This window comes from Candidatus Ozemobacteraceae bacterium, from assembly GCA_035373905.1.
Classification (GTDB): Bacteria; Muiribacteriota; Ozemobacteria; order Ozemobacterales; family Ozemobacteraceae; genus MWAR01.
The window spans coordinates 31,625-45,246 of the sequence record DAOSOK010000008.1 but is presented as its reverse complement, the minus strand read 5'-3'; the positions used below and the strand labels follow the sequence as shown (position 1 = coordinate 45,246).

The window sequence follows — 13,622 nt, the reverse complement described above, 5'->3', positions numbered from 1 at the left end:
CTCATGGAGGGCATACACGTCATCGTCGGCGCGGAGGCAGACATGGATCTCGACCAGATCCGTTCCCCGGAAGACCTGAGAGGGTTGTCCCACGCCCAGTTGCAACGGCTGAGCGGCCAGATCCGGGAGCGGATCATCCAGGTCGTCGCCCGCAACGGCGGCCACTTGGCCAGCAATCTCGGCATCGTCGAGCTCACCCTGGCGCTGCACCGGGTATTTCATTCTCCCCAGGATAAAATCGTCTTCGATGTCGGCCACCAGACATACATCCACAAAATGGTGACCGGTCGGATTCAGCAGTTCCCGACGTTGCGCACGCTCGGCGGCCTGAGCGGCTTTCCCAAGATCACCGAAAGCGAGCACGACGCATTCGACACCGGGCACAGCTCGACCTCGATTTCGGCCGCGCTGGGAATGGCCGTCGCCCGCGATCAGAACGCGCAACGGCACAAGGTCGTCGCGGTCATCGGCGACGGCGCGATGAGCGGAATGGCGTTCGAGGCGCTCAACCACGCCGGCCACCTGCATCCCGACTTGGTCGTCGTTCTCAACGACAACGGCATGTCGATCTCGCCGAACGTCGGCGCGCTGTCGCGGTATCTGCATTCTCTCCGTATGGAGCCGTATTTCACGACGCCGAAGGATTACATGGCCCATATCGTGAAGCAGATTCCCGGCATCGGGGCCCGTATTTTCAACATGCTCTCGAGAATCGAGGGCAGTCTCAAGTATCTGCTCACGCCGGGCATGCTGTTCGAAGAATTCGGGTTCAAATACATGGGCCCGATCGACGGGTACAACTTCGAGCTGCTCGAGCGGACGCTCACGTTTGCGCGGGACCGCGGCGGCCCGGTTCTCGTCCACGTGCTCACCGAAAAGGGGCGCGGATACAAGCCTGCGGTGGACCAGCCGCCGCTCTTCCACGGGATCGGGCCGTTCGAAATCTCGACCGGCGAAGTGAAAAAGGTCAAATCCCCCGCCTCCTACACCGGCGTTTTCGGCCAGACCGTCATCGAGATGGCCTGCGAAGACGAGCGGGTAGTGGCCATCACCGCCGCGATGAAAGAGGGAACGGGCCTTGCCGGCTTCGCTCACGATTTTCCCGAGCGATTTTTCGACGTCGGCATCGCCGAAGAACACGCCGTGACGTTCGCGGCGGGACTTGCCCGCGGCGGCAGACGGCCGATCTTCGCTGTCTACTCGACGTTTCTGCAGCGCGCCGTCGATCAGGTCATCCACGACGTCGCCCTGATGCGCCTGCCGGTCATGTTCTGCCTCGACCGCGCGGGCCTGGTCGGCGAAGACGGCCCGACGCATCACGGTGTTTTCGACATTCCCCTTCTCCGGCCCATCCCGAACATGGTCGTCATGGCGCCCAAGGATGAAATCGAACTTCCCGCGATGCTGCGGTTCGCCGCGACCATTGAAGGGCCGACGAGCATCCGGTATCCGCGCGGATCCGGGATCGGGGAAAAGGCAGAAGTCCCGCAGGAGCCGATCTCCCTCGGCAGGGCAGAGCAGTGCCGCGAGGGAGCGGATCTCGCGATCTGGGCCATCGGAAACACGGTCCATCCCGCTCTCGAAGCCGCGGAAACGCTAGCCCGGGCCGGCATCGACGCGGCCGTCATCAACGCGCGGTTCGTGAAGCCCCTGGACCGCGACCTGCTCGAGACCCATCTGAGCCGGCGGATTCCGATCGTGACGGTCGAGGAAGGGGTCCTCGAGGGCGGATTCGGAAGCGCGGTCATGGAAACGGCGACCGATCTCGGCTATGCGCCGCGCATCCTGCGGATCGGCATCGCCGACGGCTTCGTTCCGCAGGGCAAGCAGGTGGAGCTCCGGGCCATGCTGGGCCTCGACGCCGCGGGGATCAGCCGGCGCATCCAGGAATGGATGCCGGCGAAACGCGCCCTGAAGGCGGTTTCCTGATCATGAAAGAGTTGGCCTGATGCGGCCGTTGTTTCGATTCCTAGCCTCTCTTCGCACCGCCATCGTTCTCATCGGCCTCCTGAGCCTGATGTCGATGGCGGGAACGCTCGTCCCCCAGGGCCGCGAGGCCGCCGAGTATCTCATCGCCTATCCCCGCATCGGCCAGATCATGCTCGACCTCGGGTTCGACGATTTGTATCGAGGCTGGCTGTTCAACCTGCTCCTGGGGTTGCTCGCGGCATCGTCGATCGTCTGCACGGTCACGCGGCTCAAGCTCACCCGGGCGAAACTGTTCAGGCGCCTGGCGCTGGCCCAGCCGGCCGAGATCGCGTCGATGCAGGCCGGCGCGGCATGGCCGCCGGAAAAGCCGCTTCCAGATACCACCGGCTGGGAACAGAAACATTTCGAGGACGGAACGACACTCCAGTTGCGCGTCCGCGGAAGGGCCTCGCTCGTCGGCGGGCTGCTCATTCACGTCGGGTTCGTGGCGATCCTTGCGGGCGGCATGTGGGGCGCGATATCCGGCGCCGAAATGGCGATCTTCGGCATGGAAGGCGAGACGGCGGCCGTGCCTCCCGTTGCGGTCCTCCGCGCCGCGGCGGCGGCCGATCGGATGAGCCGGCAGGCCCGCGCCATCCAGATGCGGAATCCTCACGATCCGCAACTCGAGACGATCAGGCGCGATGTCGAGGCCGGCGCCGCCGCATTCCAGTCGGGAATGCTGAACCCGGCCTGCCGGGTGAAGTTCGAGCAACTCTGGGTCGAGTACCACGAAACGACGCCGGAAGAACCCCCGAGCGTCAAAAGCTGGAACTCCCGAATCGCCGTTTCGGGAGCCGGGCATGAGCCGGCGAGCGGGGTCGTGCGGGTGAACCAGCCTTTCTCCTGGGGCGAATACACGTTCTACCAGGCCGACTGGAAGAAAAAATACCGGAAGGTCGTGCTGGCGGCGATGCGACCGGGAGCGACCGGTCCCGACGCGATGGTTGCGACCCTCACGCTCGAGGTCGGAAAGCCGTTCAAACCTGACTGGAGCGACAACTCCTTTGCTCTGATCGAGTTTCTGCCCGACTTCCGGATCATGGGCGAGCGTGTCGTCAGCGTGTCGGACGAGCTGCGCAACCCGGCCGGCCATATCGTCGCCTACGGCCCCGACGGCAAGGCCGCCGGGCGCGGCTGGGCCTTCGTTCCCGAAATGGCGGAACTCTCCGGCCATGCGAACACCCTCCCGTACCGGTTCGAGGTTCTCTCCGCCGACCCGGTTTACGAAAGCGGCCTCCGGGTTGCCTACGACCCCGGCGTGCCGGTCGTCTGGGCGGGTTGCCTGCTGATGACGCTCGGGCTGTGCCTGACGTTTTACATCGGATACTATGAAACATGGCTGCTGCGCCGTGCAGACGGCTCGACCTGGCTCGCCGTGGCCGGCAATCGGCCTCCGGTCATGCTGAAGAGACTTCTGGAGGACATCAGGGCAACATCCGCGCCGCCGCCGACGGTGGCCGAAGACCGAACACCGGAGGAACGGGCTTGAATCTCGAAACCGGCTGTTTCACGATGGCCATGTGCCTGTACATGATCGCGTTCATCGGCCACGCGGCCGCGGCCACCCTCAACCGCGGCGCCTGGTATTCGAAAGCCCGCGCCGCCTCGATCGCCGCCGCCGCCATCGCCACGGCGGCCCTGGGACTGCGCTGGACATCGGCCGGTCACCCGCCCCTGTCCAATATGTACGAGTCGCTGGTGACCCTCTCCACGTTTCTGGCGTGGGTTTCGGTCGTCTTCACCCGCAAGACCCCGATCGCCTTGGCCGAAGCGGGATCGGCGGTGCTGGCCGTCCTGATGATCGGCGTCGCCTCGGTCTTCGCGCGCGACGCGCGGCCCCTCGTGCCGGCACTCCAGTCCTACTGGCTGTATCTTCACGTCGCCGTGGCGTTCCTGGGTGAGGCTTGTTTTGCCCTCGCCTTCGTGCTCAGTTACCTGTTCTGCCTCCGCCGCCTGATCGAAGGCCGCACCGGCCGCGCCGCGTCCGACGAGCCGCCGCCGGCAGAGGGCGGCGAAAAGACCGTGTGCGCCCTCGTCGTCGCGGGCCTGCCGACCGCGTTCCTTGCCGTCATGGCGGGGCTCGCCCGGAGATACATCGAAAAAGGGTCGCCGGGCGAGGAGGGCCGCACGCTGGTGCTGTGGGTCGTGCTTCCCGTCCTGTTTTTCCTCGGCATCCTGATCTTCATGGCGTATCTCTACCGCGGGGTCGTCGGCCGCACGGCCGAACGCTGGCTGCCGTCCGCCGCGACGCTCGACGATCTGACCTACCGCGCGATCGCCCTCGGCTACCCCCTGTTCACCGTCGGTGCGATCATCTTCGGCATGGTATGGGCCAACAAGGCGTGGGGTCGCTACTGGGGCTGGGACCCCAAGGAAACTTGGGCCCTCATTACCTTCCTGGTCTACTCGCTCTACCTGCACGTCCGTCTGACACGCGGCTGGCGCGGAACCTGGACGGCCTTTCTGTCGATCACGGGCTTCCTCGTGACGCTGTTCACCCTGTTCGGCGTGAACCTGCTCCTGTCCGGACTGCACTCCTACGCGAGCATGTAGGGAACCTCAGGTCAGACGAACTCGGGAGTATCCCCTTCGCCGCTTTCTCCGTTCTCCGGAGTTTCCGGCGGCATGTCTTCCGGGGCGGTCTCGCTTCCCGCTTTCCGCCCGCATTCGAGGTCGAGCTGATCCGCGAACTCCTCGCTGACCATTCCTATAGCTATATCTATACTTGCCGGGTCGATCGGACGGGCCCAGGGGAGACGATCGGGGGCCATCGCCGCACGCCAGTCTTCCACGGACGGCAGATGGGGGAGCATGTCCGGGTCGGCATCCCAGAGGCGTTCCAGGGCGAGCAGGGCCGCATGCATCGGCTCGACGTCCTCGACGACGGCTTCGGGAAGCGGCAGCTCGACCCGCGGATGAAGCCGGGCCGCCGTCGGCAGCACGGCGACCATGAGATGGTCTTCCAGAGCCATCCGGAACAGCTCCGGCCAGGTGTCGTATTCGTCGCGGGAAACGCCGGTCCTCAGGGCCGCGAGTCGCTCGTGAAGGCCGGCGCCGCGAATGCCCGAAAGACTTTCGAGGCGCTTCCTGACGACGGCGAACGGAACGTGGACCATGCGCGGCCCGAGCAGAACCTGCAGGCCCGGCTGTTCTCCGTAATCCCAGAATTTGTTCGGCGCGCGCGGCGGAAAAAACAGCCTGCAACCATACAGGCCGGTTTTCTGCGTCGATCTGACCAGGTCATACAGCATTCGGTCGATGTCCGAATTGCCGGAAAGAACCGCCTCTACGAGTATTTCCCGTTCCGATCGCTCCAGGTGCGGCTGGAGATGGTCGTAGACGCTCAGCAGGGCATGGTTCAGCCCGCGGCGCCGCTCGTTCCGGTGCCTTGCGAGAAACCCGAGAAACGACAACAGATGCGGCGTTCTTCCGAGTTTTCCCGCCGCTGTCCTTGAGTGTTTGATCGAAAGGCCGACGATCGAATACCGGTGTTCTGCCCACAGATGCTCGTAAGCCCCGCGATGCGCGTGCCGCGCGCCCCCGCCGGCGTCCGGAGACGGCGCGGGACGGAGGGATGTATCTGGAATCTCGATGTGAAGCGGACTTGACATGCGGGGAGCGTACCAGAAGACATGGGGATTGTCAAAGCCGGTCATCGCCTCCCGCGGTGATTGTTGACGATACCGTTGGTCCCTTCTAGAATGAAAGGTGCGGGAACGGAGGGGAGAGTGAAGCGGAGCGTGCGGAAACGGGGAATGATCCTTCCCCTCGTGATCGTGCTGGTGTCGTTGATGATGACGCTGGGCATCGCGTTCATGCGCTCGGCCGTCCAGTCGAAGAACATCTTCCAGGTGTTTTACCGCGACGACATCGCCCGTCTGATTGCCCAGAGCGTCATCGACGAGTGGCGGGCCGGGTTCCAGTCGCGTTTGCGCACGAACCCGGCGCTTCGGGCGATGCTCGCCGATCCGGGAAAGCCTGATACCCGCCTTCCCATCACGCTCCAGGAACTCCCGGCCACGGCGGCTCTGATCGATCGCCTCGTCGGCGGAAACTGTACGATCGATGCCCTGGCCCAGCTTCGAGACGTCGATGACGCGCTCATCGAAAATTTCGGCGGAAGATCGAAGCGCAGCGCCTTTCAGGGGGAATACCAGGCGACGCTTGCGCTGAGCGTCACGGTCACCCTCCGATCCGGCGCCCAGAGCCGGTCGTCCGTCTTCGTCGAGGAGTTCGATCTCAAGCGACTCTGCATGCGGAGCGCCCCGGCCGAACGCGCGGGAAGAGGCTACACGTCGACGGCTGCGAACGATTACGTGCTTTTCGTGCGCGACTCTCTCGGCGAGTTCGACCAGTTCAACGGCAAGTGCATGAACAACAACGACCGGACCCTGCTGATCACCCATGCCGACCCCGGGCGGCGTGGAAAGATATTCCTCGGCTGCGCGCGGCCGTCGGACGCGGCCCGTGCCGAAAAGTTCGTTTACCTGAACATCGACGAGCGGATGAAGGATCTGATTCCCGACAACCCGCCCCCGCTGACGATTCCCTGGGATGAAGTGAAACAATCGGGGTTGATGCCCAAATTCACCGCCGAGATCGATAAGATCGTCGATGAGATGAAACAAGCGGCGGAAGGGAAGCTTGATGTGCATCCCGAGCGCATCAAGGTGACGATATCGGTCGAATACAAGCCTCTCCCCGGGAAAGGGAACGTTCTCCAGATCCTCTGGACCAGGATCGTCGAACTGTTCAATCATTTTTTCAACAAGAACGCGAACACCCGAGACGGCAACAAGGATGAAGCTCTCGGGTTGCTGGGTGAACAGAATGGCGACATCGCCATGTGCGACCGCATCGAGGGGAACGTCCGTCAGCGGTTCTGGCAGACCGCCACGTTCAAGCTCGATCTCACGGAGATCTGCGACAACGCCGAGGTGCGCGAAAAAATTCGCCAGATGTGCGCGGAACAGGGCGAAATCGATCTGAAGTACTTCACCCCCGAGGAAATCGCCCAGATGCAGACCATGGCGACCGATGAAAAAGCCCCTGAGGTGTACAATCTTGTCCAGCGCTATCAGGAGCTGAACAAGACCCTCCTGATGTCGATGCCGAACGGCATGTATCCGCTCAAGCGGAAACCCGCGTACGAAGAGCGCAACTCGCCGGGAAAGGATCCCAGCCCGCCGTTCGAAGGCCGCACCGGGCCGGTCGATTTCGTCGATTTCCTGCCCTATGTGTCCTTTCTGACTCGTTCCCAGCGGTTCGCGACGAGCGACAGTCTGTATGCGAGCCCCTTCTACGACGAGAGAAGAAACGTTCTCAGGCTGAACGGCGTCTTCATGATCGAGGATAAGGACGGCGGGCTCGTCATCAAAAAGGGGCTGAAATACGAAGGAACGGGGGTTCTCCTTTCCTACGGAAACATCGTCGTCGAAGGGGAGTTCAGGAAAAACGCGGCCGACGCCGGCCCCTGCGTTCTGTATACCTACGACGGCGTCATCAGGGCCAACGCGGTCGAACAGGGGCGTATCGAGGCCTCGCTGATCGCGCTCAACTTCCGATATGATCCTGCGAGCCCGATGGCGACGCGCAGCGGCGTGGATTTTTCGGGACGCCGCGCCGACGTGCTCGGCAACCTGGTGGTCGACCGCATCAACATCGATACCATGGCGCGCAACGAGACGAATCGCATCGAATACGACAGCTCGGCGCTTTCCGGCGAGACCAGGTTCGAGGTGACGCTTGGCGGACGGCTGCGCGCGATGCGGATGGTATACAACAATGCGGCGGAATGACGCCTGCGGCGGCTTTTCCTTTCTTGAAATTGTCGTTGCCATTATATTTCTTATGGTATGCGTCGTGTTCCTATACTCTGCGTTTTCGTCGTCGACGCGCGGAACGGCCGATTCCTACCGCGAAACGATCGCGTATACGATCGCGTGCGAGGCGATCGAATGGACCGCTGGGCTCGGATACGAACGACTCCTCGAGGCCGTCGAAACGCCCGGAAGCGAGATCGCGAACCGCCTCGGAATCGGCTCCTTCAAATCTCTTGAAGACGTGAAATACGACGACGGCGCCAAGGTGACGTATCCTGAGGACTACGCGCATTTCGAGCGCAAGGTCGACCTGCTGCCCGATCCGGGAAACAGGCTCGTGCTCGTCCGGGTCACCGTCCAGGCGCGCGAATTCGGGTTTCTCCGGCGCCAAGGAATCGTCCTCGAGCGCGTCGTGGGGGCGGATTACTGATGCGTCGCGCTTTCACGCTGATCGAGATGATGATCGTGACGATCGTCGGCGTTCTGTTGCTCATCCCGATCGTCGATTTCATGGTCGTGTCGAGAAAATCAGCCTATCAGGGACTCGAGCGGCTCGACACGCTCGCATCGGCGCGGATCGTCATCGAACAGGTCCAGCGCGACATCAAGTCATTCTGCTTCAACGACTCCTACGGATACTCGAAAATCGACTCGACGCAGACGACCGAATGGCAGTTTCCCGTCTTCCCGATCATGGATCTCGGTTCCAGGCCACCGGGCGGAGAAAATTATGCGAACTGGGTGCGATACGTGTATGAGCCGGGAAAACGCACGATTGTCCGCCAGGAGATCCGCCATCCGCAGCTCGCTGCCGCCGAGCCGCGAACGAGCCGGCTTCTGGCCGCGAATGTGACCTCTTTTTCCCTGGAGCGGAAGAAGATGTTCGGTCTCGATGCATTCGATGTCGAAATCGAGTGTTCGCCGGAACATCCCGGGCGACAGAAGGCTCGCACCAGGCTCAGAATGGCCGTCCGGTCCGAGTTCCTTTCCCGGCTGGAACGGAATCCAAACCTCATTTCCAACCGGCGTTCCCTTGTCGATATCTCTCCGCCGTGAGGCGTTTCGGCGGGTGAGGGCCGCAGAAGATGTAACGGATGCCCTTCCTTGCGCGTTATGGTATAGTGGAATATCCAAAAATTACATTCAAGGAGGATGCTTCATGAAACTGCGGAATCTGTTCCGGGGATCTCTGTTCATCACCCTCGCCCTGATCGTTTCGATCACCCTGACTGGTTGCGACATGAGCCAGATCGCCGATTTCATCGGCAAGGTCGGCGATATTTTCACCAAGGTCGGCGGCGCTCTCAGTTCCTTCAGCAGCACCCTCAGGTCGCAGAGCGCCTCGACCGCAAGCGGAACGGCCGCGGTGAGTACCGGAACGGCGACAACGACGACCACAACGCCGGCAACGACGCCTGCGACGACCACGACCGCGTCCAGCACTTCAGCCAAGGTAGGCACGACCGAAGCGACCTCCGCCACCGACAGCCCAGATAAATAAGTAGCAATATAGAAACCGCCCCGGAGCCCAATGAGCTCCGGGGCGGTTTTTTCTCAGGCTGCGTCAGTTGTGCATGAACACCTTCCACTCTCCGTCCTTGAACCGGCAGACGCTGCCGCCGACCGTGGCGACCCAGACGGTGTCGCCGGTGACGGTCATCGAGTGGATACTGTCTTCGTGAAGGCCGGACGTGCTGTCGTGCTTCTTCCAGCTTTCACCGTCGAAACTGGCGACGCCCGAAGGGGTGCCGACCCAGACCACGCCCTTGCCGTCGACGGCGACGTCGCGGATGACGTCGTTGGGAAGCCCGTCTTTCGAGGTATACCGCTTCCAGTCCCCGCATTCGAGGTTGCATGAGGCGAGGCCTTCGTTCGTTCCAATCCAGACCCTCCCGGCCCGATCGTCGACGGTGAGCGTCGTGACGCAGTCGGAGAGGAGGCCGTCGTTCAGCCCCGGCGCGGAACGAGTGTTTTTCGAGTTGAAATTCTTCGTTCCGGCCCCGTCGTAGACCACGATGCCGTCGCCCCAGGTGCCGACCCACAGACGATCGCCCTGGACCGCATACGCCCGCATGTATGTGTTCAGCAGGGTGTCCTTGCGGAAATACTTCATCCAGTTCGTTGCGGCGTACCCCGTATCGGGGAAGAAAAACAGGCCGAGCAGGCCGAGAACGACAAAGATCAGCATACAACGCTTGTTTGCAGCCATTTTGAATGTCTCCCGTTCACATCTGATTCTCTGAGAGTCCCATACTCTCATCGGCCTGATGCAGGGGAAACCTGAGCGCTATTCGAAGAAGGGCACCTCGATCCCCATGGTACCCGTTCCGGGGGACACCTTCATGAGCTCGTTCAGAGCTGGAAGACCGGGAAGACCCGGCAGAAGCTGCAGCGGCGCGGGGGCGGAGGCGTTGGCCTTGATCTGGAAACTGCTTCCGCGGCTGAACGAGTGCGTCAGCGTCGTTTTTTCTCCCGATTTGAGCGCAACGTACGGGAAGCAGACTCTGCGGAAACTGCGCGCGAAGCCGAACAGCCGCTTGAATTTCATCTCGACCTCGACCCGGACGACCCCCACGTCGAGATCGCGCAGGTCTGCGTGATACTTCGCCGTGTAATCGTGACCCAGCCCGCGATTGTAACCGAGGTCGATCTCCCGTTGCCGCGCTTCGCGCTCGATGAGGGGGATATTCCCTTTGTAGACGCCGTTGATGAAGAGTTTCCCATACTCGGGCAACCGATCGGGGCGGTCTCCCGTGTAGACGAGGTCGATCGACAGAACGGCCGTCGCCCGCACGGATCGCTGGATCTGAGGCGTGTGAAGCGACTGCCTGCATTTCGGGCAGAACATGGTGAGCGCGGACAGCCCCTTCGCCCCGCAGGATCCGCATTCCAGGGCCGAGACACGGTGCGCTCCGACCAGAAACCCGGCGAGAACGATCACGATGACGACGAGGCGATGCCGCGCCGTTGTCGGCCGGGCAGGAAGGGAGTTGTGTTCGAAACGCTCTGCTGGCATGTTGCGCAGTATACCTTCCGCCGCTCCATTTCGCCAACACCGCCCGCATGTTCTCTGGATCGGCGCACGTCCGCAGATTGGTCTTACGATCAAATCCCACGTTCCGGCATCGCACCGCTTCAAAGAACGTTAAAGGATTTCCGACTCGTGCCGATGAGGGGGAAGACCGGGGGGCCAACCACCTTGTGAAAGGAGAAATGACGGCGTGAAACGAAAATCCGTACTGTCCCCGATGATTCGCGCCTATTCGCTTTCATTGCTGGGTTTCATCCGGTTCCTGCAAGATCGCTTTCCGCTCGTGAACGCGAACGGAGGGATCTCGCCGCTCGAAGACCTCGAAGAACTGCCGCACCGTTGATCGTGTCGTACTCCAGTTGACGCAGCCGCCTTTTCGGGTATTCTTGAAAAGGCGGTTCTCTTTTTTTCACAAGAAACGCAAAAATCGCGATCGTTCTTGTTGCATTCTGCCGATAACTCGGCTACGATAAATAAAAATTTATTTTCTCCGGATAACATCGAAATCTTATGTCATTCGATACGAAATTCGAGTTCATCCTGCAATTTGAGAAGATCCTCGGGGACATGAAGCGGAAGAACCCCGAGACATATCAGCGTAATATCCAGTTTCTCAGCGCCGAAACGATGCAGACGATCGTACCCATCCTGCAGAAGTTCTTCCCGTCCGACAAGGCGCTGATCGATACCTTGAACCGCAAGGATATCGATCTGATGCTGATGCGCATCATGCGCTCCGAAATCGCCACCCTCCAGGGAGAAGGTGAGAGACTGGTGGGAAAGGCGCGCAACGTCGTCACCCAGTTCGGTTTTCTCCCCCCTGTCGCCTTTTTCTATGCGTTCAACGGTGCCGAGTTATTCGAGGCGATGGTCGAGCGTATCTACGTCGATATGAAACGCCGCGGGAAGCCCCAGACCCTCTCGGAGCTCTGGAAGCACTTTTCTGCCCCGCTCGTGGCGAGTTTCGAACTCAAGAACGTCTTCACGAAGGATCTCATGTTCAAGATCCGCCAGAGACTGAAAAACTTCCTCGAAAAAGATCGTCGGTTCGTCATCGACGCCCCGACGCCGAAAAAACTCGTTCTCCGACTGGCCGAGTGGGGGGGCGACTCCGGAACGCCGGAACAGTGAGCGGGGAACCCGACGACAGGTGCCTGCCGTCGTTTCGGCAGGGGTGCCGCCGTGTTCGGCCGGCCCAGGCTGGTTTTCCGCTTCCGGCACGTTACCGTGAAACCGGAAGGGGGCCCGCATGACGCCCCGAGCCGGGATGCGATCGGCAGGCTTCTCCTTTCTGGGCATGCCCCGCGAATCCGAGGTGACCCGCACCGTTCTGTTCGGGCTCGGCTGGGCCGTCGCCCTGGGAATCCTCCTCGCCCGCCCCCAGAACTCCGCCTTGTGGGCCGGGGCCATCCTCTATCTCGTCGTCGCCATGGCGCTGACGGTGCGCTCCTGGCTGCAATACAGACGGGAAATACGCTTCCTGCGCGAGTTCCAGCACCTCTCCCAGACGCTCGACGATATCCGCGAGCTCGACACCGAGCGGCCGTTCGACCACATCCTCGAATCGGTTCAGCGCATCGTTGGCTTCGACCGGGCCGTCATCTTCCTCGAGGACGAGCAGGCGCAGACCCTGCGCGCCGTACAGGCGATCGATCTCGACGAGGAGCGGCGCGCGGCCATGGTGATTCCGAAATCCGAAGGCTCGCTGATCTGGAAACTGTTGAAACATACCGAGGCGTGTATTATATCCCGCTCCCCCTGGACCGATCCCGACATGGCCCGATGGCTGGACCTGCTTCGTACCGATGCCGTCGCGCTCGCGCCCATCGCCCGGGGCGGAAAATGCTGGGGGATGCTGCTGGTCGACCGTCACGTCGAGAAAGAGCCCATCACCGACGACGACCTGCTGCAGCTGCAGGTGCTCGCCGACCAGGTCGGCATCACGTTCCAGAACCACTCGCTGAACGAGGAGTTGAGCCGGAGGGCCACCCTCGTGACGGCCCAGAACGAACGATACAAGCGCGAAGTCCAGCTCGCCAAACTGGTCCAGGACGGCGTGTTGCCGCGCACCCCCCCAAACTGGCCGGGGCTCGTTCCGGCCGTCTGTCTCCGGTCCGCAAGGGTGATCGGGGGCGATTTCTTCACCTACCTCGAAACGTGCGGCCGCGGTCGCGGCGCCTGCAATCGTCCGTCCTGCGACGTCTCGTGCCCCGACAAGTTGTTCGGAATGCTGATCGGCGACGTCTGCGGGAAGGGCATTCCGGCGGCTCTCGTCATGGCGGTCGTCAACTGCCTGTTCAGAGAAAAAGTCGCGGGCTGCGCGGATCCCGCCTGCCTGCTCAGCGAGGTGAACGTGTCGCTCAAGGATTTCCTTGGGGCCGAGTCGAGGCTGCACTCGAGCGCGTTCGTCGGGTTCGTCAGCAAAGCCACGAATCGCTTCGTCTACGCGAATGCCGGCCATGATTTTCCTCTGCTGTGGCGGGCATCGACGGGCAAGCTGGAACCGCTCGAATCGACCGGGACCCTCATCGGCATCTTCCGGGAAAGCGCCTTTACCACCAGGACGGTCGAACTGGCGCCCGGCGATGCGGTGTTCCTCTATACCGACGGCCTCACCGATTTCTTCGAGCAGGAGCGGGGGGCCGAAGACGGATACGAAATGTTGCAGGCCTGGCTGCTCGAACGGCTTCCGCGGCCGCCCGCCGAGATCATCGCCGAGATCGAGAAAATGATCGACGCTTCCACCGCGGAGTCGCACGACGACATTTCCGCCGCGATGCTCACCTACGAGGGCTGAC

General features: G+C 62.0%; 13 protein-coding genes. 10 read left to right on the top strand and 3 right to left on the bottom strand.

The features are described from left to right. Positions 1-42: 42 nt before the first annotated feature. Genes dxs through ccsB form a run of 3 tightly spaced genes read left to right on the top strand, consistent with a single transcriptional unit; the run spans position 43 to position 4,524 of the window. Positions 43-1,929 (top strand): 1-deoxy-D-xylulose-5-phosphate synthase, encoded by a 1,887-nt coding sequence (gene dxs / locus PLU72_05530; GenBank protein ID HOT27627.1) that lies wholly within the window; start codon positions 43-45, stop codon positions 1,927-1,929. 19 nt (positions 1,930-1,948) lie between these two features. Continuing rightward, complete coding sequence (locus PLU72_05525) at positions 1,949-3,460, top strand: cytochrome c biogenesis protein ResB (protein HOT27626.1); 1,512 nt, start codon at positions 1,949-1,951, stop codon at positions 3,458-3,460. Next, a complete protein-coding gene (ccsB, locus tag PLU72_05520; protein HOT27625.1) occupies positions 3,457-4,524 on the top strand; it encodes a c-type cytochrome biogenesis protein CcsB in 1,068 nt (355 codons plus the stop codon). The genes PLU72_05525 and ccsB overlap by 4 nt, the downstream gene beginning before the upstream one ends. A gap of 11 nt (positions 4,525-4,535) precedes the next feature. On the opposite strand, the gene PLU72_05515 is transcribed toward ccsB, so the two are convergent. Beyond that, positions 4,536-5,627, bottom strand: a complete 1,092-nt coding sequence (locus tag PLU72_05515) for a hypothetical protein (GenBank protein HOT27624.1) — start codon at positions 5,625-5,627, stop codon at positions 4,536-4,538. A gap of 99 nt (positions 5,628-5,726) precedes the next feature. On the opposite strand from PLU72_05515, the gene PLU72_05510 reads away from it, so the two are divergent. The 4 genes from PLU72_05510 (at position 5,727) to PLU72_05495 (ending at position 9,294) form a co-directional block, all read left to right on the top strand. Continuing rightward, positions 5,727-7,769 carry a hypothetical protein gene (locus PLU72_05510; protein ID HOT27623.1) on the top strand — a complete coding sequence of 681 codons (2,043 nt, stop codon included), beginning with the start codon at positions 5,727-5,729 and terminating at the stop codon, positions 7,767-7,769. A 64-nt stretch (positions 7,770-7,833) separates the two neighbouring features. Further along, positions 7,834-8,223: a hypothetical protein gene (locus PLU72_05505; protein HOT27622.1), complete on the top strand. Its 390-nt coding sequence runs from the start codon at positions 7,834-7,836 to the stop codon at positions 8,221-8,223. Then, complete coding sequence (locus PLU72_05500; protein HOT27621.1) at positions 8,223-8,849, top strand: type II secretion system protein; 627 nt, start codon at positions 8,223-8,225, stop codon at positions 8,847-8,849. The genes PLU72_05505 and PLU72_05500 overlap by 1 nt, the downstream gene beginning before the upstream one ends. 103 nt (positions 8,850-8,952) lie before the next feature. Continuing rightward, positions 8,953-9,294 (top strand): hypothetical protein, encoded by a 342-nt coding sequence (locus tag PLU72_05495; protein HOT27620.1) that lies wholly within the window; start codon positions 8,953-8,955, stop codon positions 9,292-9,294. Positions 9,295-9,357: 63 nt separating this feature from the next. On the opposite strand, the gene PLU72_05490 is transcribed toward PLU72_05495, so the two are convergent. Next, positions 9,358-10,002, bottom strand: coding sequence for a two-component regulator propeller domain-containing protein (locus PLU72_05490; protein HOT27619.1), 645 nt, complete (start codon positions 10,000-10,002; stop codon positions 9,358-9,360). A gap of 78 nt (positions 10,003-10,080) precedes the next feature. Next, positions 10,081-10,809 (bottom strand): hypothetical protein, encoded by a 729-nt coding sequence (locus tag PLU72_05485; GenBank protein ID HOT27618.1) that lies wholly within the window; start codon positions 10,807-10,809, stop codon positions 10,081-10,083. 205 nt (positions 10,810-11,014) lie between these two features. Here PLU72_05485 and PLU72_05480 point away from each other — a divergent pair, with 205 nt between their 5' ends. The 3 genes from PLU72_05480 (at position 11,015) to PLU72_05470 (ending at position 13,621) form a co-directional block, all read left to right on the top strand. Beyond that, positions 11,015-11,167: a hypothetical protein gene (locus tag PLU72_05480; protein ID HOT27617.1), complete on the top strand. Its 153-nt coding sequence runs from the start codon at positions 11,015-11,017 to the stop codon at positions 11,165-11,167. A gap of 224 nt (positions 11,168-11,391) precedes the next feature. After that, complete coding sequence (locus PLU72_05475; GenBank protein ID HOT27616.1) at positions 11,392-11,955, top strand: hypothetical protein; 564 nt, start codon at positions 11,392-11,394, stop codon at positions 11,953-11,955. 118 nt (positions 11,956-12,073) lie between these two features. Next, complete coding sequence (locus PLU72_05470; protein HOT27615.1) at positions 12,074-13,621, top strand: SpoIIE family protein phosphatase; 1,548 nt, start codon at positions 12,074-12,076, stop codon at positions 13,619-13,621. Position 13,622 lies beyond the last annotated feature (1 nt).

Excerpts from the sequence above, each read along its gene's own strand:
- PLU72_05525 (HOT27626.1), top strand. The coding sequence starts at position 1,949 with ATGCGGCCGTTGTTTCGATTCCTAGCCTCTCTTCGCACCGCCATCGTT.
- PLU72_05515 (HOT27624.1), bottom strand. The coding sequence starts at position 5,627 with ATGACCGGCTTTGACAATCCCCATGTCTTCTGGTACGCTCCCCGCATG.
- PLU72_05485 (HOT27618.1), bottom strand. The coding sequence starts at position 10,809 with ATGCCAGCAGAGCGTTTCGAACACAACTCCCTTCCTGCCCGGCCGACA.
- PLU72_05510 (HOT27623.1), top strand. The coding sequence starts at position 5,727 with ATGATCCTTCCCCTCGTGATCGTGCTGGTGTCGTTGATGATGACGCTG.
- PLU72_05470 (HOT27615.1), top strand. The coding sequence starts at position 12,074 with ATGACGCCCCGAGCCGGGATGCGATCGGCAGGCTTCTCCTTTCTGGGC.
- PLU72_05475 (HOT27616.1), top strand. The coding sequence starts at position 11,392 with ATGAAGCGGAAGAACCCCGAGACATATCAGCGTAATATCCAGTTTCTC.
- PLU72_05490 (HOT27619.1), bottom strand. The coding sequence starts at position 10,002 with ATGGCTGCAAACAAGCGTTGTATGCTGATCTTTGTCGTTCTCGGCCTG.
- PLU72_05500 (HOT27621.1), top strand. The coding sequence starts at position 8,223 with ATGCGTCGCGCTTTCACGCTGATCGAGATGATGATCGTGACGATCGTC.
- PLU72_05495 (HOT27620.1), top strand. The coding sequence starts at position 8,953 with ATGAAACTGCGGAATCTGTTCCGGGGATCTCTGTTCATCACCCTCGCC.
- dxs (HOT27627.1), top strand. The coding sequence starts at position 43 with ATGGATCTCGACCAGATCCGTTCCCCGGAAGACCTGAGAGGGTTGTCC.